At 67.0% G+C, this 23,449-nt stretch carries 22 protein-coding genes; 9 read left to right on the top strand and 13 right to left on the bottom strand.

The genetic code is table 11. The features are described 5' to 3' along the window. The first annotated feature begins 42 nt into the window (after positions 1–42). From ABIB54_RS14365 to ABIB54_RS14355, 3 genes are read left to right on the top strand one after another with little or no spacing between them, the layout of a single operon-like run. Positions 43–858 carry an ABC transporter permease gene (locus tag ABIB54_RS14365; RefSeq protein WP_354576206.1) on the top strand — a complete coding sequence of 272 codons (816 nt, stop codon included), beginning with the start codon at positions 43–45 and terminating at the stop codon, positions 856–858. Further along, positions 858–1,619 (top strand): ABC transporter ATP-binding protein, encoded by a 762-nt coding sequence (locus ABIB54_RS14360; RefSeq protein ID WP_354576205.1) that lies wholly within the window; start codon positions 858–860, stop codon positions 1,617–1,619. The genes ABIB54_RS14365 and ABIB54_RS14360 overlap by 1 nt, the downstream gene beginning before the upstream one ends. Next, positions 1,616–2,455, top strand: a complete 840-nt coding sequence (locus ABIB54_RS14355; protein WP_354576204.1) for a hypothetical protein — start codon at positions 1,616–1,618, stop codon at positions 2,453–2,455. Before ABIB54_RS14360 ends, ABIB54_RS14355 begins: the two co-directional genes overlap by 4 nt. Positions 2,456–2,488: 33 nt before the next feature. Here the strand turns inward: ABIB54_RS14355 and ABIB54_RS14350 are convergent, their stop codons facing one another. Next, positions 2,489–3,772, bottom strand: coding sequence for a CDP-glycerol glycerophosphotransferase family protein (locus tag ABIB54_RS14350; protein WP_354576203.1), 1,284 nt, complete (start codon positions 3,770–3,772; stop codon positions 2,489–2,491). A gap of 98 nt (positions 3,773–3,870) precedes the next feature. Here ABIB54_RS14350 and ABIB54_RS14345 point away from each other — a divergent pair, with 98 nt between their 5' ends. Beyond that, positions 3,871–5,124, top strand: coding sequence for a CDP-glycerol glycerophosphotransferase family protein (locus ABIB54_RS14345; protein WP_354576202.1), 1,254 nt, complete (start codon positions 3,871–3,873; stop codon positions 5,122–5,124). Further along, on the top strand, positions 5,121–6,632 hold the full coding sequence (locus ABIB54_RS14340) for a CDP-glycerol glycerophosphotransferase family protein (RefSeq protein WP_354576201.1): 1,512 nt from the start codon (positions 5,121–5,123) through the stop codon (positions 6,630–6,632). Before ABIB54_RS14345 ends, ABIB54_RS14340 begins: the two co-directional genes overlap by 4 nt. A 27-nt stretch (positions 6,633–6,659) precedes the next feature. Here the strand turns inward: ABIB54_RS14340 and ABIB54_RS14335 are convergent, their stop codons facing one another. The 4 genes from ABIB54_RS14335 to ABIB54_RS14320 all read right to left on the bottom strand — a co-directional run bounded on the left by ABIB54_RS14335 (position 6,660) and on the right by ABIB54_RS14320 (position 10,724). Then, a complete protein-coding gene (locus tag ABIB54_RS14335; RefSeq protein WP_354576200.1) occupies positions 6,660–7,709 on the bottom strand; it encodes a glycosyltransferase family 2 protein in 1,050 nt (349 codons plus the stop codon). Positions 7,710–7,841: 132 nt separating this feature from the next. After that, positions 7,842–9,296, bottom strand: a complete 1,455-nt coding sequence (locus tag ABIB54_RS14330) for a S1C family serine protease (protein ID WP_354576199.1) — start codon at positions 9,294–9,296, stop codon at positions 7,842–7,844. Between the two features lie 106 nt (positions 9,297–9,402). After that, positions 9,403–10,149, bottom strand: a complete 747-nt coding sequence (locus ABIB54_RS14325; RefSeq protein ID WP_354576198.1) for a hypothetical protein — start codon at positions 10,147–10,149, stop codon at positions 9,403–9,405. An 8-nt stretch (positions 10,150–10,157) separates the two neighbouring features. Continuing rightward, positions 10,158–10,724, bottom strand: coding sequence for a hypothetical protein (locus ABIB54_RS14320; protein ID WP_354576197.1), 567 nt, complete (start codon positions 10,722–10,724; stop codon positions 10,158–10,160). 175 nt (positions 10,725–10,899) lie between these two features. On the opposite strand from ABIB54_RS14320, the gene ABIB54_RS14315 reads away from it, so the two are divergent. After that, positions 10,900–12,054: an aminotransferase class I/II-fold pyridoxal phosphate-dependent enzyme gene (locus ABIB54_RS14315; protein WP_502917135.1), complete on the top strand. Its 1,155-nt coding sequence runs from the start codon at positions 10,900–10,902 to the stop codon at positions 12,052–12,054. A 137-nt stretch (positions 12,055–12,191) separates the two neighbouring features. On the opposite strand, the gene ABIB54_RS14310 is transcribed toward ABIB54_RS14315, so the two are convergent. From ABIB54_RS14310 to ABIB54_RS14280, 7 genes are all read right to left on the bottom strand, one after another. Then, positions 12,192–13,034, bottom strand: coding sequence for a carbon-nitrogen hydrolase family protein (locus tag ABIB54_RS14310; protein ID WP_354576195.1), 843 nt, complete (start codon positions 13,032–13,034; stop codon positions 12,192–12,194). Between the two features lie 135 nt (positions 13,035–13,169). Next, entirely contained in the window at positions 13,170–14,387 is a 1,218-nt protein-coding gene (locus tag ABIB54_RS14305; protein ID WP_354576194.1) for an NAD(P)/FAD-dependent oxidoreductase, read from the bottom strand. Positions 14,388–14,391: 4 nt separating this feature from the next. Further along, entirely contained in the window at positions 14,392–14,583 is a 192-nt protein-coding gene (locus ABIB54_RS14300; RefSeq protein ID WP_354576193.1) for a ferredoxin, read from the bottom strand. Further along, positions 14,580–15,485, bottom strand: a complete 906-nt coding sequence (locus ABIB54_RS14295; protein WP_354576192.1) for a fumarylacetoacetate hydrolase family protein — start codon at positions 15,483–15,485, stop codon at positions 14,580–14,582. Before ABIB54_RS14295 ends, ABIB54_RS14300 begins: the two co-directional genes overlap by 4 nt. Beyond that, a complete protein-coding gene (locus ABIB54_RS14290) occupies positions 15,478–16,389 on the bottom strand; it encodes a DODA-type extradiol aromatic ring-opening family dioxygenase (RefSeq protein WP_354576191.1) in 912 nt (303 codons plus the stop codon). Before ABIB54_RS14290 ends, ABIB54_RS14295 begins: the two co-directional genes overlap by 8 nt. Before the next feature lie 3 nt (positions 16,390–16,392). Continuing rightward, positions 16,393–17,880, bottom strand: coding sequence for an aldehyde dehydrogenase (locus tag ABIB54_RS14285; RefSeq protein ID WP_354576190.1), 1,488 nt, complete (start codon positions 17,878–17,880; stop codon positions 16,393–16,395). 101 nt (positions 17,881–17,981) lie between these two features. Next, positions 17,982–18,482: a MarR family winged helix-turn-helix transcriptional regulator gene (locus ABIB54_RS14280; RefSeq protein WP_354576189.1), complete on the bottom strand. Its 501-nt coding sequence runs from the start codon at positions 18,480–18,482 to the stop codon at positions 17,982–17,984. Positions 18,483–18,638: 156 nt separating this feature from the next. On the opposite strand from ABIB54_RS14280, the gene ABIB54_RS14275 reads away from it, so the two are divergent. Further along, complete coding sequence (locus ABIB54_RS14275) at positions 18,639–19,898, top strand: cytochrome P450 (protein ID WP_354576188.1); 1,260 nt, start codon at positions 18,639–18,641, stop codon at positions 19,896–19,898. After that, on the top strand, positions 19,895–21,250 hold the full coding sequence (locus ABIB54_RS14270) for a pyridoxal phosphate-dependent decarboxylase family protein (RefSeq protein WP_354576187.1): 1,356 nt from the start codon (positions 19,895–19,897) through the stop codon (positions 21,248–21,250). Before ABIB54_RS14275 ends, ABIB54_RS14270 begins: the two co-directional genes overlap by 4 nt. Here the strand turns inward: ABIB54_RS14270 and ABIB54_RS14265 are convergent. Further along, positions 21,247–21,963, bottom strand: coding sequence for a type 1 glutamine amidotransferase (locus ABIB54_RS14265; protein WP_354576186.1), 717 nt, complete (start codon positions 21,961–21,963; stop codon positions 21,247–21,249). The two genes, ABIB54_RS14270 and ABIB54_RS14265, sit on opposite strands and share 4 nt — an antisense overlap. 128 nt (positions 21,964–22,091) lie before the next feature. On the opposite strand from ABIB54_RS14265, the gene ABIB54_RS14260 reads away from it, so the two are divergent. After that, a complete protein-coding gene (locus ABIB54_RS14260; protein WP_354576185.1) occupies positions 22,092–23,444 on the top strand; it encodes a glutamine synthetase family protein in 1,353 nt (450 codons plus the stop codon). Positions 23,445–23,449: the final 5 nt, after the last annotated feature.

Here is a 23,449-nt window from a genome sequence, read left to right as displayed (position 1 = left end):
CGTACGTCAAGCGGAGTGCGTGACTCTAAGGACCCGTAACGCGTGAGTGCAGTTCTCGAAGCACGCCCCGAGCGTTCGGAGTTCGCGCGCTACAGGCATTCCCTGTGGCTGCTGACCACGCGCGACCTCAAGGTGCGCTACTCCACGTCGTTCCTCGGCTACTTCTGGTCGATCCTCGATCCGCTGGTCATGGCCGCGATCTACTGGGTGGTCTTCACGCAGATCTTCCATCGCGGCAAGGTCGGCGAGGAGCCGTACATCATCTTCCTCCTCACGGCACTCCTGCCGTGGACCTGGTTCAACGGAGTGATCTCCGACGCGACACGCGCCTTCACCAGGGAAGCGAAGCTGATTCGATCGACCAAGATCCCCCGCACGATCTGGGTGTCGAGGATCGTGCTCTCGAAGGGCATCGAGTTTCTCGTCAGCATCCCCGTCATCGCCATTTTCGTGTTCATCACCTTCGCCACTCCCGATCCGGCGAAGCTGCACTGGGAGGTCGCCCTCGTGCCGATCGCGGTGATCCTCGAAGCGGCGCTCGCCCTCGGCGTGGGGTTGATCGTCGCGCCCCTCGTCGTCTTCTTCCGTGATTTCGAGCGTGCGGTCAAACTGGGCTTGCGATTCCTGTTCTACGCCTCCCCCATCGTCTACGGACTCGAACTCGTGCCCCACTGGTTGCAGCCGTACATGGCGCTGAACCCGCTGTCCGGCATCTTCTCGATCTACCGCGCCGCATTCTTTCCCCGCGAGTTGAACTGGCTCGATGTGGCGACGAGCGCCGTTCTCACTCTCGTGATCCTCGGCATCGGCCTGCTGGTCTTCCGGCGCACCATCAAGACCGTGCTGAAGGAGATCTGATGACCACTGTGCCGACGGCAATCACGCCGGTCATCGAGGTGACGGATGCCGGAATCCGGTTCAAGCGCAACCGGCGGTCTCGCCGCAGCTTCAAGGATCTCTTCGCCGGTTCGAAACGCCGCAGCAGACCCGACGAGTTCTGGCCGCTGCGCAACGTGTCGTTCACCGTCGCACCGGGCGAAGCAATCGGGGTCGTCGGGCGCAATGGCCAAGGCAAGTCGACGCTGCTCAAACTGGTCGCGGAGGTCGTGTTCGCCGACGAGGGCAGTGTGCGGGTGGGCGCCGGAGTCGCTCCGCTGATCGAGATCACCGGTGGTTTCGTCGACGACCTCACCGTGCGTGACAATGTCTACCTCACCGCAGGGCTGCACGGCATGAAGAGGTCGGAGATCGACGAGCGGTTCGACGAGATCATCGCCTTCTCCGAGATCGGCGACTTTCTCGACACCCCCTACAAACACCTCTCCAGCGGCATGAAGGTGCGCATCGCGTTCGCCGTGATCTCGCGTCTCGAGGAACCGATCATCCTCGTGGACGAGGTGCTCGCGGTGGGCGACAAAGCCTTCCGCGAGAAGTGTTACCGCCGAATCGAAGAGCTCTTGGAGGGTGGGCGTACATTGTTTTTCGTGTCCCACAATGAAAAAGATCTCCGACGTTTCTGCACCCGCGGCCTCTACCTCGACAAGGGGGCGCTCGTTCTCGACGCGCCCATCTCGGAGGTGCTCGACCGGTACAACGCCGAGTACGGCGTGAAGCCGTGAGCGTGGTGCCCGGTAAGCTCCCGCGAAAGACCTCCCCGCAGGTGGAGAAGGGCGTGGAGCGGCTGCTGTCGGTGCAACGTCCCGTGGTGTTGCTGCACATCCGCAGCATCCGTCGTCGAAATCCGGACGCCTCGCCGGCCCAGGTCATCAGGATCCTCGAGACCCGCTACCTCGCCGCCGTCACCGCCGGAGGAGCCGCCGTGGGCGCGAGTTCGGTGATCCCCGGCGTCGGCGTCGGCATCTCACTGGCCCTCTCCGGCGTCGAGACCGCCGGATTCCTCGAGTCCAGCGCCCTCTTCGCCCAGTCGGTGACCGAGGTGCACGGAATCGCGGTGGAGGATCCCGAGCGTGCGCGCACCCTCGTCATGACGATGATGCTCGGCACCGCCGGCTCCGATCTCGTCAAGCAACTCGCCGGACAGGCCGCCGGCGTCGGCCCGACGCGCGGACGGTTCTGGGGCGAACTCGTCACCAAGAGCCTGCCGCAGGCGGCGATGGGACAGATCGGCGATCGCATCAAGAAATCGTTCCTCAAGCGCTTCGTCGCCACCCAGAGTGCGAGCGTGGTCGGTCGCGCCATCCCCTTCGGCATCGGTGCCGTGATCGGGGGCACAGGCAACCACATGCTGGGGCGCAAGGTGGTGTCCAGCTCACGCGATGCCTTCGGGCCTCCGCCGCCGCAGTTCCCCGTCGTCCTGGAGCCGATCGTGCGCAGCCCGATCGTGCTCACCCGGCGAGCCAGGATCAACCTTCCCCGCTTCGGAAGCGGCACGGCGGACTCCAAGACGCCGAAGACGCCGCGTCCACCGAAAGCCCTGCGGCCATCGAAACCCTAATGGCGTGACCGTAAGGGCGGTGCCCGGGGGTGATCAGTCCGCTTCGTCGGAGTCGGTCTGGAACGGGTCGGCCTCACGTGAGCGCAGATCGTCGGCATGAGCGGAGGCTTCGCGCTCCCAGATCGCGAACATCCGGTCGATCGCGGCGTGGAAACGCCGTGTCGCCTCCCCCGGTGTGGTGTCACCGAAGTGGCGCTCCACCCAGAATTCCAGGCGGTGTCGTGCTTCCACGTCGTGTTGCACGCGATCGACGATGGAGACGATCTCGCTGGACTCCGACGGTGACAACCATTCGGCCGCCCCGAGATAGCCCGATTCGTCGATCTCCGCGTGCGCCGAAACCGGTCGGGTGACGATGAGCGGCTTACCGGTCGCGAGGCGGTCGTAGACCATCGCGGAGATGTCGGTGATCGCGACATCAGCAACCGCAAGCTGCCAGCCGAGGTCCGGCCCGTCGTCGTAGACGTGCTGTGCCGACGAATCCCTGCCGTTCGCCGCTGCGATCGAGGCGATGATCGCCTCATTCGCCCGCTTGGACTCGGGATCGATCACCCCGGTGCGAGGATGCGGTCGATAGAGCACGCGGTGCGTTCCGGTGGCGAGGAGAGCGCCGACCAGGGCCTCGCCGTGGGAGGCGACCGAGCCGTACGCGGCCGAATCGCGGTCGCCCTCCCAGGTCGGGGCGTACAACACGACGGTGCGATCATCCGGCGTGTAGGGAAGAGAGCCGGCGAAGTGATCAGCCTGGGGGCGCCCGATCATGAGGGTGCGGTGGTCGAGATCGAAGTCCCACAGCCGGTGCCGGAGCCGATCCCGCGCCGCCTCCCCCGCCACGAAACTGTAGTCGTAGGCCTTGAACTGGTTGGTCGTCATGTACATCTTGTCGCTCTCACCGTGGTTGATGAAGACGTGCAACATGCGCCCGTACCGGAACATCTGGAAGTTCCTGGAGTTCTGGTTCACATAGAAGACGAGGCGGAGATCCTGCTCGGCGACGAACGCCTCCAGCTCGGACACCGACCTCAGGCAGACGACCGGAACCGGGGATTCATCGAACAGGCTGAGCGCCGCTCCCGGCGACCGGGAGATGATCGCCACCGGAATGGTCTTCGCCAACTCCGCCAGCGGGCCGTACCACTGGCGGATCTGGTAGAGGTTCACCGCGCTGTCCCCGAAATACACCGCGATCTGGATGCTGTGGGGCTTCGGCTTCGGAAGGCTGGGTTGCCGTCGCGCCAGCTCGACTCGGCTGCGGCGGGAGCTGACGAGATTCCGCACGATCCGCGCGGCCGTCTTGACGTCCTTGAGGAGGGGCACCTCTCGATTAAACCAGCCTCCGGTGAGAGCTCCCTCCCATGGCGATCATCCGAGGTGCGGCGAAGACGCGCGAATGGCTCGGCTGCTAGGCTCCCCCCGTGCCCGGGTTCAGCTTTGCGTCGGGGAATGCGAAGAAGCTCGCCGCCCTCCCGCTCTATGCCCTCGGCGCTCTCGCGAGTGTATTCGTGGCGCGGGTCGACGACCTCTGGGTGTTCGGGTGCGGCTCGGGAGTCGGGGAGGGATCCCTCGCCCTCTTCCGCTTTGCGAGTCGGGCGGATGCCGCACTCCGGCTGACCTGGCTCGCTCGCGACGAGCAGGACCTCGCCGCCGCGCGGGCCCTCGGCATCCCCGCGGTGCTGAAGCTGTCGCGCCGCGGTTTTTGGCTCACCCTGCGCGCGCGGGTGGTCGTGGTGACCCACGGATTCGGCGATGTGAATCGATTCGGGCAGCGCGGCGCGGTCGTCGTGCAGCTCTGGCACGGCATCCCGCTCAAGCTCATCCAGCTGGACTCCGCCGCCACCACCCGCATCTCCGTGCCGGTGGTCTCCGCCCAGGTGCGCGGGCTGCTGCGTCGTTTTTATCGCCGCGGCTACCGCAGCATCGCCCTGATGCCCGCCGCGTCGGAGCTGGTCGCCCATCGCTTGCGCACGGCGTTCGCGTTGCCGGCCGAGCGGGTCATCGTCACCGGCGATCCCCGGGACGACGTGCTGTCCCACGGCACGGCGCTCGAGCGAGCGAGCCTCGCGCGGCAGGTGCTCACGGCCGCTCTCGACACCGACCCCGGGGACTCCCGCCTTGTACTCTATGCGCCGACGTGGCGCGACGGAGAGGCGGATCCGGCGGTGCCGACCGACGAGGAGTGGGCGCGCATCGACGCCTGGCTTCGCGATGCGGGGGCGATGCTGCTCGTGCGCCCACATCCGAACGGTGTCGGGGACTACGCGGCGGGAATCGCCGGTTCGCCGAACATCCAGCTGCTGTCGTCCGCCCGACAATCCGATCTCACCCCCGTCCTCGACGCGATCGAACTGCTCATCACGGACTATTCGTCGGTGGCCTTCGACTACTCCCTCACCGGCGGCCCGATCCTCTTCATCGCCCCGGATGAGGAGAACTACACCGGCTCGCGTGGCCTCTATGAGCCTTACCGTGAGTTCAGCGGCGGGCGCGAGGTGCGCAGCTGGAGCGGCATCCTCGACCAGCTGTCCCGCTTCGATTCGGATGCCGACTGGGCGGAGATCGTGCGGGCACATTCAGCCGCGCTGGCGTCACGGCACTTCGCCTTCCGCGACGGGCGCAATACTGAGAGGGTGTACTCCGAGCTCGTGCGTCGCCTGAAGGCGCACCCATGACCCTGCGCTCGACGGCGCCTTCGCTCGTCATCGACACCGTGGTCGTCACCACTGGCCAGCTGCCGGCGATCGTGTTCGAGGGGCCGGGCCTCGCCCCCGCCGGTTTTCGGCTCCGGGCCTCCCGCCAGGTGCTTCCGGCGCAACTCATCTCGCTCGGCTCCCGCTGGTCAGCGCGGGTGCCGCTGCTCGTTTCCACCTGGAACGGCCCGCTGATGCCGGCTCGCTCCGGTCGTTACGCGGTGATCGCCTCGGCCGACGACGGATCCCGGATGCCCGTGATCCTGCCGGCGGAACTGCCCGCATCGCAACTGCTGCCCGCCATCACCCGGGTAACGTTCGCCGCGCCGGAGGCGTCGCTGGCGATCACCCTCTCGTCTCCGCTGTCCGACCGGGAACGCGGTCGACTGCAGCAGGCATCGCTCGAGTCCGACTACCGGGCCACCGAATACGAGCCACTGAACGCGGTCTTCTTCGAGAGCTTCTACGGACAGAACGCCTCCTGCAATCCGCTCGCCATCGACCGCGCACTCGCGCAGCTGCGCCCGGAGGTCGAGCGCTACTGGAGCGTCTCGGATGCCTCGGTGTCGGTGCCGGACGGTGCGGTCGCGCTGCTCGAGGGAAGTGCCGAGTGGTGGCGCATCCGGGGATCCGCCCGCCTGCTCGTGGTCAACGACTGGCTGCGCAAGCGCTATCGGTCTCGGCGTCACCAGACCGTGCTGCAGACCTGGCACGGCACCATGCTGAAGAAGCTCGCTCTCAGCCGCGTGCGGCTCGGTCTGCGGCCGGCGATCGCGACCCTGCGGGAACGGGCCCGCTGGGACATCCTGCTTGCCCAGAATCCCTACAGCCGCGGTGTATTCCGCCGGGCGTATGCGTTCACCGGGCGGGTCTGGGAGGAGGGCTACCCCCGTGACGACGTGCTCCTGACCGGAGACCGCGACCGCATCCGAGCCCGGCTGGGCATCCATGCGGGCGTCACGGTGCTGCTCTACGCCCCGACCTGGCGTGACGATCGGCCGGATCACGTCGACCATCTCGATGTGGCCCACTTCGCGGAAATGCTCGGCGATGACTATGTGACGCTCATCCGCGGACACTCCCGCACCCTGTTGCCCGGCGAGGACGTGCACGCGCCGAACGTGCTGGACGTGACCGGCTACCCGGATGTCTCGGAGCTGTTTCTCGTGGCCGACGCGCTGATAACGGACTACTCCTCGGTGATGTTCGATTTCACCGTCACCGGCAAGCCGGTCTTCTTCTTCACCCCGGATCTGGCGCATTACGCCCGAAAGCTCCGCGGGTTCTACTTCGACCTGATCCCGGTGGCGCCGGGGCCGGTCGTCTCCACGGCCGAGGAGTTGGTGACGCTGGTGCGCGACCGGGATGCCGTTCAGCGGCGATTCGCCGAGAAGTACAGTGCCTGGCGCGAACGATTCAACCCGCGTGACGATGGACACGCGGCCGAGCGGGTGGTGCGCCGACTGCTCGCCGAAGGGATCATCGGCTAGCGTGCCACGGGCGCTGCCGACGGTCAGTCAGATGCCGGTGCGGGAAGTATCGACGGTGTCCCGAGCGCCGCGAATGAGCCCGACGATGAATCCGACCCCCCAGCTCAGGTGCATCGTGGGGAGCACGAGGAAGAACCTCCAGCGGTCCGAGAATCCCGGTCCCCCTGCACGCGAGAAACAGATCAGCAGGAGCAGCACGAGATAGGCCGCCGGGCCGAGGTAGATCAGGGACAGCACGGCGCTCGGCCAGCCGCGGAGCACCCCGGTCAGCTGGAGGGCGAGGGCGACGATGCTCAGGGCGATGGTCGCCACCAACACGGGCGGCGCGAAGAACCGCCACGGATTGCGCGCCGGGTAGCGGCGCACCAGCTCCCCCCGCCAGATCCCCGTCGCCGCGAACTGGCGCACGAGCTTCGGCCAACTCTCTCGCGGCCAATAGGTGACTTCGAGCGAGGGATCGAACCAGACCGAATGCCCGGCGCTGCGGATGCGCAGGTTGAGTTCCCAGTCCTCGCCGCGGCGAACGGACTCGTCGAACAGCTTCACCTCGTCGAGCACCTCGCGGCGCAGCACTCCGAGGTAGGCCGACTCGGCCGGCCCCTCCTCGACCCCGCCGTGATAGCTGCCACCGCCGAGCCCGAAGCGGCTGTTGTACGCGCGCGCCACGGCGGACTGGAAGGGGGTCTTGCCGCGAGCCTTCATCACCCCGCCGACGTTCGCGGCGCCGGTGCGGGTGAGCGTCTCGATCGCGCGGCGGGTGTAGCTGGGATCCAGTTCCGAGTGGGCATCAACTCGCACGATCACCGGGTGGCTGCTCGCGCGGATGGCGAGGTTGAGTCCCACCGGGATGTCGGTCGCGGGGTTGAAGACGACATGGATGCGGTCATCCTTTTCCGCCAGCCGCTGGATGAGCTCCGTCGTGCCGTCAGAGGAGGGCCCGAGCGCCAGGATGAGCTCCGTCGGTCCCGAATAGTCCTGCTGGAGAACAGTGCGGATCGCGGTCTCGATGTAGGCGACCTCGTTGAGAACGGGGATGACATAGGACACTCCGAGCGGGGAGGGCACCTCGTTGGGCATGGGTTCCAATGTCAGGTCGGCCAAGTCGATCGAGCCTATCAGTCGACCTCTACCCGCCCCACAGACGCGAAACGGATGCCTGCCGCCTGAGTTCAGGCCGCGGACATCCGTCTCGCATGGTTCAGAAGGGCACTACTGCTTGAGCGTTCCGAGCGTCACGTCGACGGTGCCTGTGTTGCCACCGCGAACATAGCTGAGCGAGGTCGAGGCGCCGGCCGCGAGGAACCTGACCTGGGCGGTGAGGTCGGTGCTGCTGGTGATCGGCACACCGTTGAAGCTGGTGACGATGTCACCCGGCTTCAGTCCGGCCTTGTCTGCCGCGCCGCCACTGGTGATCTCCTTGATGTTCGCGCCGACCACGGTGCTCGTGCTTGTGGCGGAGACGTCCTGAACGCTCGCACCGAGGAGTCCGTGGGTGGCCTTGCCATTCTTGATGATCTCGTTGGCGACCCGCTGAGCCAGGTTCGCGGGAATGGCGAAGCCGACACCGATGCTTCCGGACTGCGAAGAGGCGCTGGTCTGTCCGGCGCTGGCGATTGCGACGTTGATGCCGATGACTTTTGCATCCGAGTTGAGGAGCGCGCCACCGGAGTTACCGGGGTTGATCGCGGCATCCGTCTGGATCACCGGAAGGGAGATCGTCGCGGAGGCAGTGGTGGACGGGCTCTGGGAGCCGCCCTGGCCCTGGCCGTTGTCGAACTGCCAGAAGTCGAAGGGGCTGCCCGAGTTGGGTGTGCTGGGGTCGCCTCCCGTGCTCGGGGCGGCCGACGAAGCGATCGAGATGCTGCGGTTCAGGGCGCTGACGATGCCGTCGGTGACCGTGTTGTTGAGCCCGAGCGGAGCGCCGATCGCGATCGCGGTCTCTCCGACGTTGAGTTTGCTCGAGTCGCCGAATTCGGCCGGGGTGAGTCCGGTGGGATCCTTCAGCTTGATGACCGCGAGGTCGGCGATTGGGTCGGTGCCGACCACGGTTGCGGAGAAGAGGTGACCGTCTGAGGTGGTGACCTGCACGGCCGGGTTCGAGATCGCGCCGTCGAGCGTGACGACGTGCGTGTTGGTGAGCACGTATCCGTCCTTGCTGAGGACGACTCCCGATCCGGTGCCGGCGGCGGTCTTGCTCGTGACCGAGATGGTGACGACGCTCGGCGCGGCCTTTGCGGCGACAGCGGTGATGTTGTTGACGCTGGAGGTGTCGTTGACCGTGATGTTCTGGGGAGCGCTGTTCGAGACCGCGCTCGAGGAGTTGTTGCCCTGGTTGGACGAGACGGCCCAGGCTGCGACGCCCGCGCCGGAGACACCTCCGACGAGCGCCCCGACAGCCAGGGCCGCGACAATGCCGACCCTGTTGGAACGCTTCGTGTCGACGGGAGCCGCGGGGGTCCAGGCGTAATCACGATCGAGAGGCTGGGTGGGCGATGCTGGAGGCGCGTATGGAGCCGTCGGAGGAGCATCCTGCGGCGCAGCACTGGCCGAGTTCAGTCGGGCCTCGGTCTGCTCGCGGGTTTCGGAATTCTCGGCGGAATTCGAAGTGGCATCTGGGGTGCCGTTTTCCGTGCCGGAGTGGGGATCCTGCGGTGCGTCGGTCATGGGGTCTGCTCCTTCCAAGCGGTGCTAGCCTCCACCGCCAACCTGTGCACTCTATATGGACGCGCTGAGAGCGGGCCGAAGCTTCACCGCACCCGGAGCGGCGACCTCAGCATCCGGGTCCGGACGGTCGCTGGGCGCAATCGCGCCCCACCAGAACGGTGCTCGCATCGCTCGCCGCGGCGACCAATCGGTTCGCCGAGACAGGGATTGTGCCGGTGATGGGGATCCACGGCCCTGCCACGTACTGGTATTCGGCACTGAATTCGATGGCGAGGTCTATCGCGTACGTGCCCGCAGTGCGGTAGACGTGGCTGGTCGGCGTGCGGTCGAACTCCCCCACTCCGGATGACACCCAGCTGGACCCTCTCACGGAACGCGTGGCGCTTGTGCCGTCTCCGTAGGACCAGTGGTACCGCTCGGCAGTGAACCTGACCGACGCCGGCAGGGTCAGCAACAGGCCCGTCTGCACAGCGGAGTCGACGGTCGCGTAGAAGTTGGTGTCGAGCCCGACCACCATCCACCCGTTCGGCTCCATGTGGTCGATCCCTGCGACCGGCTTGAAGTTGATGAGATCGGCCAGCGTCACAGGAACGGTGACCCCGTAGCCGTCGCGCAACGGCGGCGGGGGCGGAGGGGGCGTCGCGGAGCTTCCGCCGCGACCGCCGCTGCCGCCCGCGCCCGCAGACCCGGGTAGGTCGATGGTGCCGCGGATGTCGACGCCGTCGCCGTTGACGGTGCCGCTGGATGTTGGACAACCGCCAACATAGACGTCGGCCTCCGAGCAGGATCCCGCTGAGGCGGTTAAAGCCCCTCCACACAAAGACGCCGTCAGAACGACGAACGATGCAATCACTCCTAAGATCAGGGTTTTTCGCATACTCCACCGTCTGTCCAAGGCTCCCTGGATGAAACAACGAGTCGACTTTTCACCTTGTCCCAATCCTCTGACACTTGAAATGACTGGCGAGCGGGGCGTTGGGGTGAAACGACCGAGGTGCCATTTCTATCGACGACATCGACGTTTGAAACATCTAGACATACGTAAATCACCGCCAGGTTGGTTCCATCAACTGAACTGTTCGAGAGACGTTGAAGAGTGACGTGGTCGAACCTCGAGAGCCCGACCGAGCGCCATTCCTTTGATCGAAATTCCTGATAGCCAGAGAGCGCCGCCGCCAAAGCATCCCCGGTCGCAACAGCGTTGATCCGCTCTGGACCCGCGCCCCCGTCAGCCAAGATCTCGTCTGACACCTTCACGTACGCCGCATACGCCTTCGTCGCCGCCGCGAGCGCCTCCGCCTCGCTTGCGAAGACCGGCGCGCCGCTCGCCTTCGGGGTCCGTGAGGCGGACGGAGTCGTCGGCACGCAGCCGCTCAGCATCAAGGCCACGGCGAGGGTCGCGACGAAGATCCGAGGGATGATCCGCATAGCTACTGACGGTAGGGCACCGGGGGCGCACCCCGCCAGAAGTTTCCACAAGCGGTGCCCGCCCCGTGCCGACCTCGCGCTGGGGAGGAGCTACGGTGGAATCGAAGCCAACCCCCGACCCCGAAGGCGATCCTTGGAACTCAGCGGAGCATGGCAGAGCGCGGCGCGGGGCGCGATGTTGCTCGGTGGCGACGGCGCCCTCAAGCCCACGATCTTCGCCGAGATGTCCGCCCTGGCGATGAGCACCGGCGCGATCAACCTCGGCCAGGGATTCCCCGATGAGGATGGTTCCCCCGAGGTGCTGGAAGCTGCGCGCCAGGCGATCAGCGACGGGTGGAACCAATACCCGCCCGGGCTCGGCTTCCCGGTGCTTCGAGAGGCGATCTCCGCCCATCAGCACCGCTTCTACGGCCTCAGCGTCGACCCCGATCGGGAGGTGATCGTAACTGCCGGCGCGACCGAGGCGCTCGCGGCATCCATCCTCGCTCTCGTCGAACCCGGGGACGAGGTGGTCACCTTCGAGCCCTTCTACGATTCGTATGCCGCCATGATCGCGCTCAGTGGGGCCGTGCACCGCACGGTGCCCCTCCGGGCCCCGCACTTCCAGCCCGACCACGACGAGTTGCGGCGCGCCGTGACGGATCGCACCCGCATCATCCTGATCAATGATCCGCACAACCCCACCGGCGCGATGATGGACCGCCCGACCCTCGAACTGGTCGTCGAGCTCGCCAATCGTCACGACGCTCTCATCGTGACCGACGAGGTATACGAACACCTCACCTTCGGGCAGCCGCATATCCCGATCGCGACCCTGCCCGGGGCCAGCGATCGCACCGTCACGATCTCGAGCGCCGGCAAGACCTTCAGCACCACCGGCTGGAAAGTAGGTTGGATGACCGGACCGCACGACCTGCTGCAGGCGGTGCTCGCCGTCAAGCAGTTCCTCACCTACGTGAACGCGGCGCCGTTCCAACCGGCGATCGCCGTCGGACTCGGCCTGCCCGAGGAGTTCTTCCGCGGGGTGGCGAGCGTGCTCCAGCGCAAACGGGATCTGCTCTCCGCGGGACTCACCCGCGCGGGCTTCAGCGTCAGCGAATCCCAGGGATCCTACTTCGTCGTTGCGGATGCCGCGCCGCTCGGTTTCACGGATGCCGCCGACCTGTGCCGCAGCCTGCCCACGCTCGCGGGGGTCGTCGCCGTGCCGATCAGCGCCTTCGTGACGGATGAGCACAAGAGCGACTACGCGTCACTCGTGCGCTTCGCGTTCTGCAAAAGGGTGGACGTGCTCGAGCGCGCATCCGCCCAGCTCGCTCGGCTCTCGCGCTAAGCCTCCACGGGCACCGCAGCACGGTCGCGCTTTTCGAGCACGATCGTGGTGTAAAACGCGACGTCGGGATGGTCTTCGACGACGACCATGCGATGGGGCTGATCGACCACGGGGTCCCCCGACCGCCGCTGGTCCGTCTACTCGGAAGGAAGAGGATCCGTCGTGACGGGGTGGATCCCGAATCGTCGTAGCCCCAGTGCGGGGTTCACGGTCCTCACTTCGGCGATGCGTGCGGAGGAGATCCAGGCGACGGCGACCGCGGTCTCCTCGCCGATGGTCACGAGTTCGACGCCCATCGGATCCACGATCATGCTGTTGCCGGCTCCGACCGGCGGGGCCTGGTCGGCCGCGGCGACATAGACCGTGTTCTCGATGGCGCGCGCGGTGACCAGTGTGCGCCAGTGCTGCTCCTTGAGGGGTCCACGCACCCACTCGCTCGGAAGCACGACGAGGTCAGCACCCGCATCGACCAGTCGCCGGGTCACCTCGGGAAAGCGGATGTCGTAGCAGGTCTGCAAGCCCACCCGGAGGTCGCCGAGCTCGAAGGTCTCCGGCTCATCGATCGGACCGGGCACGACCCAGTCGCTCTCCCTCTGGCCGAAGGCGTCGTACAGGTGCATCTTGCGGTAGGTGGCGACGAGGGCGCCGTGAGGGTCGATCGCGACAAGGGTGTTGAAGAAGCGGCCGTCGTCCTCCTCGCACGATTCGAGCATTCCGGCCACGATGTGGATGTCGAGAACCTTCGCGATGGCCTCGAGCCCGGCGACGAACGGACCGTCCAGGGTCTCGGCCGCCGCGAGGGACTGAGGCCCCAGCACGGGCGAGAAGTGCGAGGAGTACTCCGGGAACACCACCAGCTTTGCGCCTCGGGATGCCGCGGTCGTCGCGAGGTCACGCAGGTGCTCGAGATTGGCCGCCTTGTCTTCGCCGGGGGCGAATTGTGCGACGGCGATCGCAACGGGTGTGCCTCTGTCGCTCATGCCGCCAGCCTATTCGCCCAGGCCGCGACGCCGGAAAGCCGGGGTCGCGGGCCGCGAGTTGCACTCTTTTGCGGCCTCCTGGGAAATAAGGCCACAAAAGAGTGCAACTCGATGATCGTTGCGCGAGTCGTGGGGTCAGCTCGCCGCGTGGGCCGCGATCTCCTGGCGGTAGGGCAAGAGCTCGGCCTTGAGACCAAGCCCGACGACCCCGACGAGTCGCTCCGCCCGGTAGTAGCCGACGGCGACCGCCCCGGAGAGCTCCCCCTCGAGGATGCGGATGTCGCCATCGGCGAGTCCCGGGAGCCCGTAGGCCTGCAGGCTCATCTCGAACTGGTTCGACCAGAACGCGGGCATGGGCGTGAACCCCTTGGCCACGACCTCGTCGAGGGACCCATCCGCGGCCAGCCATGCGCCGAGTACCGCGCCGGCCCGCTTGCCGGTGTCGGTGGGGATGTTCCAGTGCTCCACGCGACGGGCGACGCCGTCGAACAGGAGGTTGGGAAAGCGCGCGATGTCGCCGACGACGAATACGTCGCGGCTCACCGTTCCATCCGTCGACACGGCGCGGAGCGCGGCATCCGCCAGCACACCGTCGGTGAGGTCGAGGTCGGTGGCGTCCAGCCAGTCCGTGTTGCACTCCGAGCCGATCGCCTCGACCAGCACGTCTCCCGGCACGATCGTGCCGTCATCGAGCTGGAGGCCCTCGAACTGGAACTCGCCGAGCATCGCGGCCACGGTGCGACCGAGGTGGAATGACACCCCGTGCTCCTCGTGCCGTCGGCGGAGCTCGGCGCCGAGCGTCGCCCCGAGCGGGCGGATGAGCGGCTCCGCACCCGGCGCGACGATCGTCACCTCGCACCCCAGCTTGCGTGCCGTCGCCGCGACCTCACAGCCGATGAAGCCGGCGCCCACCACCACGACCCGGGCACCGGGATCGAGTTCGTCTCGCAACGCCATCGCATCGTCGAGGGTGCGCACGCAGTGCCGTCCGGTGATCAGGGGAAGGTCCAGCCGTCGGGCACGCAGTCCGGTGGCGATCACCAGGGCACGCCAGGGGTGCTCGAGTCCGTCATCCGTCGTGACGGTGTGGGCCTCGAGGTCAGTCGAGATGGCACGAGCTCCGAGCATCCACGTCACATCGGCGGTTGCCGCCCGCGCGGGGAAGGCGACGGCCTCGTGAGAGACACCGGTGGACAGCACGTCCTTCGACAGTGGCGGACGGTTGTACGGAGCGTGCAACTCCTCACCGATCACCGTGATGGGGCCGGTGTAGCCCGCGCGGCGCAGGGCTTCGGCGGTGCGGAGTCCCCCCATCGACGCCCCGACGATGATGACGGGCAGAGCGTCGGGCATGGCTCTACTCGACGATTCGGATGGCCTGCATCGGGCAGACATCGACGGCGGCCTCGACGTTTTCGATCTCCGAGTCATCGGCCTCTGCATGGTATTCGAGCTTGTCGTCCTCGTTGAGTTTGAAGAGGTTCGGCGCCTCGAACACACACTGCCCGTAGTGCTGGCAGAGATCCATGTCGACTTCGATCTTGATCACGATTGTTCCTTTACGGTCGACGGGTACAGGTCTTTGGAGGGGGTGCGGATGCCCCGGAACTCCCAATCGCCTCCGAGCGCGGTGGAGACCACCTCTTCACTCTCGGTGGGCTGGGCTCCGACGTCAGTTCGGATGGCCGTGGGTCCGGTGACGATCAAGTTGCGCAGGGTGCCGAGGCCCTCCACCTCCACCTCCACGACATCCCCCGGCTCGACCGGGCGGGAGAACGCGGGAGTGCCGGAGAAGAGCAGGTCACCGGGACTCAGGGTGATGGTGCGCGCGATGTCCGCCACGAGGTAGTTCATGTCCCACTCCATGTTCGCGGTGTTGTCGTCCTGCTTGACGACACCGTTCACGAGGGTGCGGATCTGCTTGCCGCGGAAGTCCCAGCCGCGCACGAGCCCGGGCCCGACCGGCGCGAGGGTGTCGCTGCCCTTCACCCGCAGCATCGAGCCGGCATCCGTGTCCCGGAAGTCGTGGAGGCCGAAGTCGTTGCCGATCGTGTAACCGGCGATGTAGTCGCCGGCCTCGTCCGGGGAGACGTTGCGGCAGGTGCGACCGATCACGATCACGATCTCGCCCTCGAAGTTGAGCCACTTGCACCCCTGTGGACGCACGACCGAACCACCATGGCTGTTGAGTGCCGTCACCGGCTTGTGGAAGTAGGTCGGCGCCGCGGGAAGCTTCGTCATGAACTCGTCGGTGCGGCTCGCGTAGTTGAGGTGCACCGCGATGATCTTCGACGGCACCGTTGGCGGCAGATGCTGCGCGTCCTCCACGCCGACCTCGCGCCCATCCGCGGCCACGAGGGTGTCACCGTGACGCACCACCTCGGTGGCGAATCCGTCGAGCAGGATGCGGCGGGTCTCGACTGTGCTCGATCCCGTGGACGATTCACTCACGCGACAGCACCAGGTCCTTCGCCGCGGGGAATCCGCCCTCGGGACGCGGGAACCAGACGTGCACCTGGCCGGTGCCGATCGAGTTCTCATATTCGCTGTAGAGGGTGCCGGGAGCCGTGCAGGCCTCCTCGCCGATCGCGCCGATGGTGAGCAGCCAGTGGCCGAACATGCCCTCGGGGCGCACCTTGTGGAACGCCGGCATCGTCTCGAGCACCTTCGCGTGGTCGCCGGCGGTGAACCAGTCGAGCCGCTCATAGTCGGCCACGCGGGCGGCCTCGGAGAAGATGTGGCTCGGGTCGGCCATTTCGTGCTTCCGCAGCTCGCGGAGCTTGTAGAAGGTATGGGAGAGCGCACCAGAGGCCAGCAGGATCACGCGACGGTCGCTCTTCGCGATCGCCTCGCCGATGGCGCGACCGGCACGCAGGAAGTCTTCGTCGGTCGCGGTCTGGCAGAGACTCACGCTGATCCACTTCTTATCGGGAAGTCCCTCGCCGAGGTACTTCCAGAGGTTGATGGTGGCGTACATCACCGGAAGGTCGGGGTCGTCGATCGGAGTGATCCAGGTGCCGTTCTTCTCATCCTGGGCGGCGATGAGCTCGGCGAGTTCCGGGTCTCCCCGGTAGTCGAACGGCACTCCGTGCATGCCGCGCGGCAGCTCCTCCGAGGTGAACAGCCCGTGGCGGCGCTCCTGCGCGGTGACGAGGAACTCGACCGTCGAGGCCCAGTGGCTGTCGAGCACGATGACCGTGTCGTAGTCCGCGGTCTCGAAGACATCCGCCCGCAGCTTCTCGAGGCCCGAGACCAGGGTGGAGTCCTTGCCCTCGTTGAGCTCCATGCGCGTCTTTTTCGGCAGCATGATGGTGGGCACATGGGCGATGAGGCCCACCCCGACTACTTCACCCATGAGCTATTCCTTCCAACCGTTGGGAGCGACGACCGTGTTCTTCACGTCCGCATAGAAATCGAATGACCAGGTGCCGCCCTCGCGACCGACCCCGGACTTCTTCGAACCGCCGAAGGGCGCTCGAAGGTCACGCACGAAGAAGCAATTGACCCAGATCGTGCCCGCGACGAGTCGGGTCGTGATCGCCTCGGCGTGGCTGCGATCGCCGGAGACGACCACCGCCGCGAGACCGAACTCGGTGCCGTTCGCCAGCTCGATCAGCTCCTCGTCGGTGGAGAAGGTCTGCATGGTGAGCACCGGTCCGAAGACCTCCTGCGTCACGATCTCGCTCCCGGGTGTCGGTTCGTCCACGAGGGTCGGACGGAAGTAGAGACCGCCGAGCCCGGAATTCTGCTCGCCACCGAACACGATGGTCGCGCCATCCGCCTTCGCGCGGTCGACGAAACCGGTGATGCGTTCGAAGTGAGTGAGGTGCACCTGCGGGCCGATGTCGCTGAGCGGATCCCGAGGATCCCCCTGCACGAGCGACTCGACCTTGCGCGTGAAGGCGGCGGTGAACTCCGAGGCGATGCTCTCGTGCACGAGCAGCCGTGTGCCCGACAGGCAGACCTGCCCGGCGTTGTCGTACTGTTCCACCGCGAGGGATGCCGCGAGCTCGATGTCGGCGTCGGCGAGCACGATGCAGGGGCTCTTGCCCCCGAGCTCGAAGCTGCAGGGGGTGAGGTTATCGGCGGCCGCACGGGCGATCGACTTGGCCGTGGGAACGGAGCCGGTGAAGGAAATGCGGCTGAGGGCGGGATTCGCGACGAGCGCGGCCCCGGCCTCGGCCCCGTAGCCCTGCACGACGTTGAAGACACCGTCGGGCAGGCCGGCCTGTTTCGTGAGGTCGGCGAAGAAGGATGCCGTGAGCGGAGTCCACTCGGCCGGTTTGAGCACGACGGTGTCGCCGGCGGCGAGCGCCGGGGCGATGCGCCAGGTGGCGAGCATCAGCGGAGCATTCCACGGCGTGATGATCGCCGCGACACCCGAGGGATCCCAGGACACGTGGTTGTTGTGGCCGCGGGTCTCGAAGTCGTCATGCTTCAGGTTTTCGACCAGCCAGTCGGCGAAGAAGCGGAAGTTGTGGGCCACCCGCGGCATGACCCCGCGCAGGTTGCTCCGCAGCAGCCCCCCGTTGTCGAGGGTCTCCATGGTGGCGAGCGCATCGACGTTCTGCTCGACCAGGTCGGCGATGCGGTGCAGGATCGCGGCGCGCGCGGTTGGTGCGGTGGCCGCCCAGCCGGGGAAGGCTTCCCGTGCGGCCTGGACTGCCTGCTGCACCTCTGAGCCGGTGCCTCGCGCGATCTCGCCGAGGAACGAGCCATCGATCGGAGACGTGTTGGTGAAGGTCTCGGCGGATGCGACGCGAACCCCGCCGATGTAGTGCCGGGTGTCGACCGCGACGCCCGCGACCTCGATGTGGTGGGACGTCGCGCTTTCGGTGCTGGTCATCGAGCCGCCTCCCGTGTCGAAAGACTCCTCGTTAAGTCATTCGGATGCTAATGAACGACCATAGCGAATCCGCGAGGGGTCTACAACCACCCCGGCGGCTCTTACTCCGGCTTCTCCACGTGAGCGGTCACGAGACGGAGCATCTCGGCGAACTCGTCGCGGCGCGAGGGATCGATCGGGGTCGCGATGTGCTGCTCCTGCAGGTTGAACGCCGGGAAGAGCGTGTTCATCAGGGTGCGACCGTCCGCGGTGAGCCGAACGACCACCAGGCGCCCGTCACTCGCGCTCCGCTCGCGCTGGAGCCATCCGCGCCCCTCGAGCGTCGAGAGCACACCGGTGAGGGTCGCCTTGGAGAATCCCCCCTCGAGGGCGATCTGGCGGGTCTCGATCGGCTCCCAGATCCAGGTGACCCAGAGCACGACGAAGGCCGTCCACGAGAGATTGTTCTCGGAGAGCACGGTGCGTTCGAAGTGATTGCGCACCGCATTGGCCGCGCGGAACAGGTTCGAGGCGACGGCCATCGCCGAGTAGTCGAGTCGCAGGTCACCGAGGCGGGCGTCGACCTGGCGCTCGGTCTCGGCAAGCGTGTGCGCTCCGGCCATCGGGACTCCTTCTCACAGACGATGCTGACTCCGCTCACTCTAATTGACCGTCCGCCGCGCTCCTCCTCCCTGTCGCGCGACGGCAGAATGCCCTATCGTCGGGTATAACTTGTTCGTGTCCGAACAACATCCCCTGAACTGATAGCGAGGATTCAGTTGACTTCAACGACGAATGTCACCTTGGCCGATCTGGATCTCTTCGAGACCGGTGACCCCTGGCGGGTCTTCGACGAACTCCGCGCGAACTCGCCGGTGCACTGGGACGAGGAGGATGCCCCGAACCACGGCTTCTGGTCGCTGACGAAGTATCACGACATCGTTGGCGTGCTCCGCGACACCGAGACCTTCTCGAGCGAACGCGGCACCGTCAACCTCGAGGAGCTGGATGACGAGCAGATCGAGGCGCGCAAGTCCATGCTCGAGACGGATGGCGTTCGGCACCGCTCCCTTCGCCGGCTCATGCAGGGCGAGTTCACCCCGAAGGCGGTCGCCGGCTACGAGACCTTCCTGCGCGGCCTCACGGCATCAACTCTCGACGCGGCGTTCGCGAAGACCGAGTTCGACTTCGTGGCCGAGGTCGCCGCCGACTTCCCCATCCGGGTGCTGGCCCGCATGCTCGACGTGCCCGACGCCGACATCTACAAGCTCATCGACTGGGGCAACCGCATGGTCGGCAACACCGATCCGGAGCACACCGACGTGCTCGCGCACTCGGAAGAGAGTGAGAAATTCCGGCTGCTGCCCTTCCGCTCGCCCGCCGCCCAGGAGGTCTTCGACTACGGCAACGAGCTCGCCAGGCAGCGCCGCGGTGGCGACGGCACCGACCTCGTGTCGCGACTGGTGAACCAGACGCCGATGGACGGCATCCCGCTGAGCGAGCGCGACTTCAACAGCTACTTCCTGCTGCTCGTCGTCGCCGGAAACGAGACCACCCGTCACACCATCACCCACTCGATGGACTACCTGATGCAGAACCCCGACCAGCTGGCCCTTCTGCAGGAGAAGCCGGAACTCATCCCGTGGGCCGTCGAGGAGTTCCTGCGCATGGCGAGCCCCGTCTACCACTTCCGCCGTACCGCCACCCGCGACACCGAGATCAACGGTCAGGCCATTGCGGAGGGTGACAAGGTCGTCACCTGGTTCGCCGCCGGCAACCGGGATCCGCTGGTCTTCGACGATCCCTACCGCATGGACGTCACCCGCAACCCGAACGAGCACATGTCGTTCGGTCGCGGCGGTCCGCACATGTGCCTCGGCAATGCGCTCGCGCGGCTCGAGATCCGCGTGATGTACGAAGAGCTGCTCCCGCGCATCACCGGCATGCAGCGCACGGGCGAGGTCTCGAAGCTGCGAAGCAACTTCGTCAACGGCATCAAACGGTTCCCCGTGAGAGTCGAGCTGGCGAGCGCGAAGTGACTGTCGATGACCACTCGATCTGGGGGGACGAGACCGCGACGGTGAAACTCGCCACCGATTGGGCCGCACGACGGCTGGTGCGGGAGACCGATCCCCAGTCCACCGCCCGTTCGGCCTCCGAACTCGCGGCGGCGGCCGGCCCGACGATCACCGCGACGGGAATCGGAGCGGATGCCGCGCTCGAGGTCTTCGACCGCGTGCTCGAACCCGCCACCCGAGCCCAGGACGACCCGCTCAACCTCGCGTACATCGCCGCGGCACCCACCCGGGCCGCGATCGCCTTCGATCTCGTCACGAGCGCCGCGAACATCTTCGGGGGGCTGTGGGAGGCCGGAGCGGGAGCGATCTACGCCGAGAATGAGGCCCTCGCCTGGATCGTCGGTCTGCTCGGCTGGCCGGAGGGCGCGGGCGGATGCTTCGTCTCCGGCGGCACCTCCGGCAATCTCTCCGCGCTGATGACCGCGCGCGAGACCGCGAAGTCCCGCCGCGGCGGTCGGCCGGCCGGCGGCTGGCAGCTCGCCTGCACCGCCAACGCGCACTCGTCCATCCGCTCAGCCGCGAAAGCGCTCGATGTGGAGGTCGTCGAGGTGCCGATGGACGCCAGGGGACACCTCACCGGCGCGGCGCTCAGAACCGTGCTCGAGCACTCCCCCGACGTCTTCGCCGTCGTCGCCTCCGCTGGCACGACGAACGAGGGGCTCGTGGACGACCTCGCCGAGGTCGCTGCGGTCGCCCACGAATTCGGGGTCTGGCTGCACGTCGACGGCGCCTACGGCGGGGCGGGACTTGCCGCGCCGAGCGTGCGCGCGCTCTTCGACGGCATCGAGCAGGCCGACAGCTTCATCGTCGACCCGCATAAGTGGCTCTTCGCCCCGTACGACTGCTGCGCCCTGCTCTACCGGGATCCGGCCCTCGCGCGGGCGACCCACTCGCAGCACGCGAACTACCTCGACCATGTGGACCGCGAGTCCTGGAACCCCAGCGAACTCGCGCTGCACCTCAGTCGGCGCGCCCGCGGACTCCCCCTCTGGTTCAGCCTCGCCACCCACGGCACCGACCGCTACCGGGATGCGATCGAGGCGTCCCTGGAGACCTCGCGTGCCGTCGCGGCGGCGATCCGGGCATCCGACCACCTGCGGCTCGTTCGAGAGCCCGAGCTCTCCGTTGTGGTCTTCGACCGTCCCGGCTGGCAACCCGCCGACTACGAGGCCTGGTCGCATGCCACGGCCGTCGAGGGCACGATGCTCTGCGTTCCGACGACTCTCGACGGGGAGACGGTTCTTCGGCTGGCGTTCGTGAACCCGGCGACGGACGCGGCGCGAGTGATCGAGATCCTCGACACCCTGCGTTAGCGGCTCGGATCCAGCCCGGCGACCCGGTCGAGGTAGGCGTCCACGAGGGTCGCGGTGCGGGCGAGGGCCGACGGCTCTTCCGCACGGGTGTGGGCGAGCATGGCATCCGGGTCCTGGCCGTCAGCGAGCACTTTCTCGGTGCCGCCAGCGTTCAGCCAGCCCTCCAGGCTCGCGGCGGTCAGTTCGGGGTGGAACTGCACCGCGAGACTCCTGCCGAAGGTGAAGGCCTGGCTGGCCGATGCCGTTCGCGCGATCTCGCGCGCGCCGGCCGGCACCGTCCAGCGGTCGTAGTGGAATTCGAACCAGGGGCCGGATGCCACGAGCTCGTCGTCGTCGCTGTGCAGCACCGTCCAGCCGATCTCCGGCCGCATCGCGGTGGCGACAGCTCCGCCGAGGGCACGGGACATCAGCTGGCCACCGAAGCAGATGCCGAGCACCGGGATGTCGGCGTCGAGGGCGCCCCGCAGCCAGCTGATCTCCGGCACGAGCCACCGGCCGATGCCCCGGTCATCCCAGGCGCCCCACGGGGCACCCATCGGCACGAGCAGGTCGTAGGCGGAAGCATCCGGGAATTCGAAGTGCACGTTCGGGCTGCCGGCATGGTGTTCATCGACGATGAGCACCTCGTCGACGTCGAATCCCCGCTCGCGCAATCGCTCGGAAACCGGGCCGGTGGGGCTCACATGGTCGTGCTGGATGAACAGCGCGCGCATGGGCATCCTCTCCCCCGCTCGTGGTCGAACGGAAGCCCGCGAATGTCACGGATGTCGTCGTCGAGACGGATTTAGCCCTAGTATCGCACTAATCGTTCAGGGCCGAACGATTTATTGGTGGAGGATCAATGACTATCGACGCAGCCGCTCTTCGCACGGATCTCGAGGCGAAAGGGATCGACGTTCTGCGCCTGATCTATGCCGACATCCTGGGGATCACGCGATCGAAAGACCTGCTGGTGAGCCAGCTCGAGCGCACGGCCGCCAACGGACCCACCTTCTGCCAGGGCGTCTGGGTCACCACCACCCGCGGCGGAGTGCTCGACGGTAACGACATCATGTCCGACGGGCTGCAGGACCTCGTGAGCCGCATCGACCCGAGTTCCGTCACGATGATGCCGTGGGAGCCGGGGGTGGCCTTCGCCATCGCGGACGCCTTCGAGCCTGACGGTTCCGCGAGCGCGCTCGCCCCGCGATCCGTGCTCCGCGGCGTGATCGCGCAGTACGCCGCGCTCGGGCTCACCCCCGTCGTCGGCCCGGAACTGGAGTTCTACATCGCCGAGCGCGCCGAGAACGGCGACTGGCAGCGGGCCCTCAGCCGCACCGGACGCGTGTACACGACCGGCGCCTGGGTCGACCCCGACGGCACCTTCCTCCATCTGATGCGGATGCTCGACCGCATGGACATCGGGGTCGTGGCCGGCAACCACGAGTTCAGCCCCTCGCAGTACGAGATCAACCTCTGGCACGGCGAGGCACTGCGCGCAGCCGACCGCACGTTCCTGTTCAAGACCGCGATCAAGGACATCGTTGCGCGCACGGGCAAGCTCGCGACCTTCCTCGGCAAGCCGTGGAGCGACGAGGGCGGAAGCGGCTTCCACCTGCACTTCTCGGTCGTCGACGCCTCGGGCAAGAACCTCATGTGCGAGCCGGATGGGCAGCTCACGACCACCTCGAACCGGCTGATCGCCGGCATCCTCGCGCACGCCCCCGCCCTCGCGGCGTTCACCAATCCGACCGTCAACGCCTACAAGCGGCTCGGACCGGACACCCTCGCGCCCTACCGCGCCAACTGGGGCCATGACAACCGCAGTTCGATGGTGCGGGTGCCGCCGGAGCGCGGAGCCGGCACGCGGCTCGAGGTGCGCATCGGCGACGGTGCTGCCAACCCCTACCTGATGATCGCCGCGGTGCTGGCGGCCGGCCTCGACGGGCTCACTCGCGAGCTCGAGGTGCCCCCGACCGCGGACGGCTGGTCGTACGAGAACGAGTCGTCCGCGATACTGCCGACCACCCTCGCCACGGCCCTGGATGCCCTCGACGCCGACACGGTACTGCGGGAGGCGCTCGGCGCGGCCGTCGTCGACGTGTTCAGCATCCTGAAGCGTGACGAGGTCGAGCGCTACGAGCGGGCCTGTGAGGATCCCGGCACCCGGGACGTGACGCGATGGGAGCTCGACGAGTACCTCGAGGACTACTAGCCCTC

The organism is Frigoribacterium sp. UYMn621, from assembly GCF_040549525.1.
GTDB lineage: Bacteria > Actinomycetota > Actinomycetes > Actinomycetales > Microbacteriaceae > Lacisediminihabitans.
Note: the sequence above shows the minus strand (reverse complement) of the source record. Positions and strands in the feature narration are given on the sequence as shown.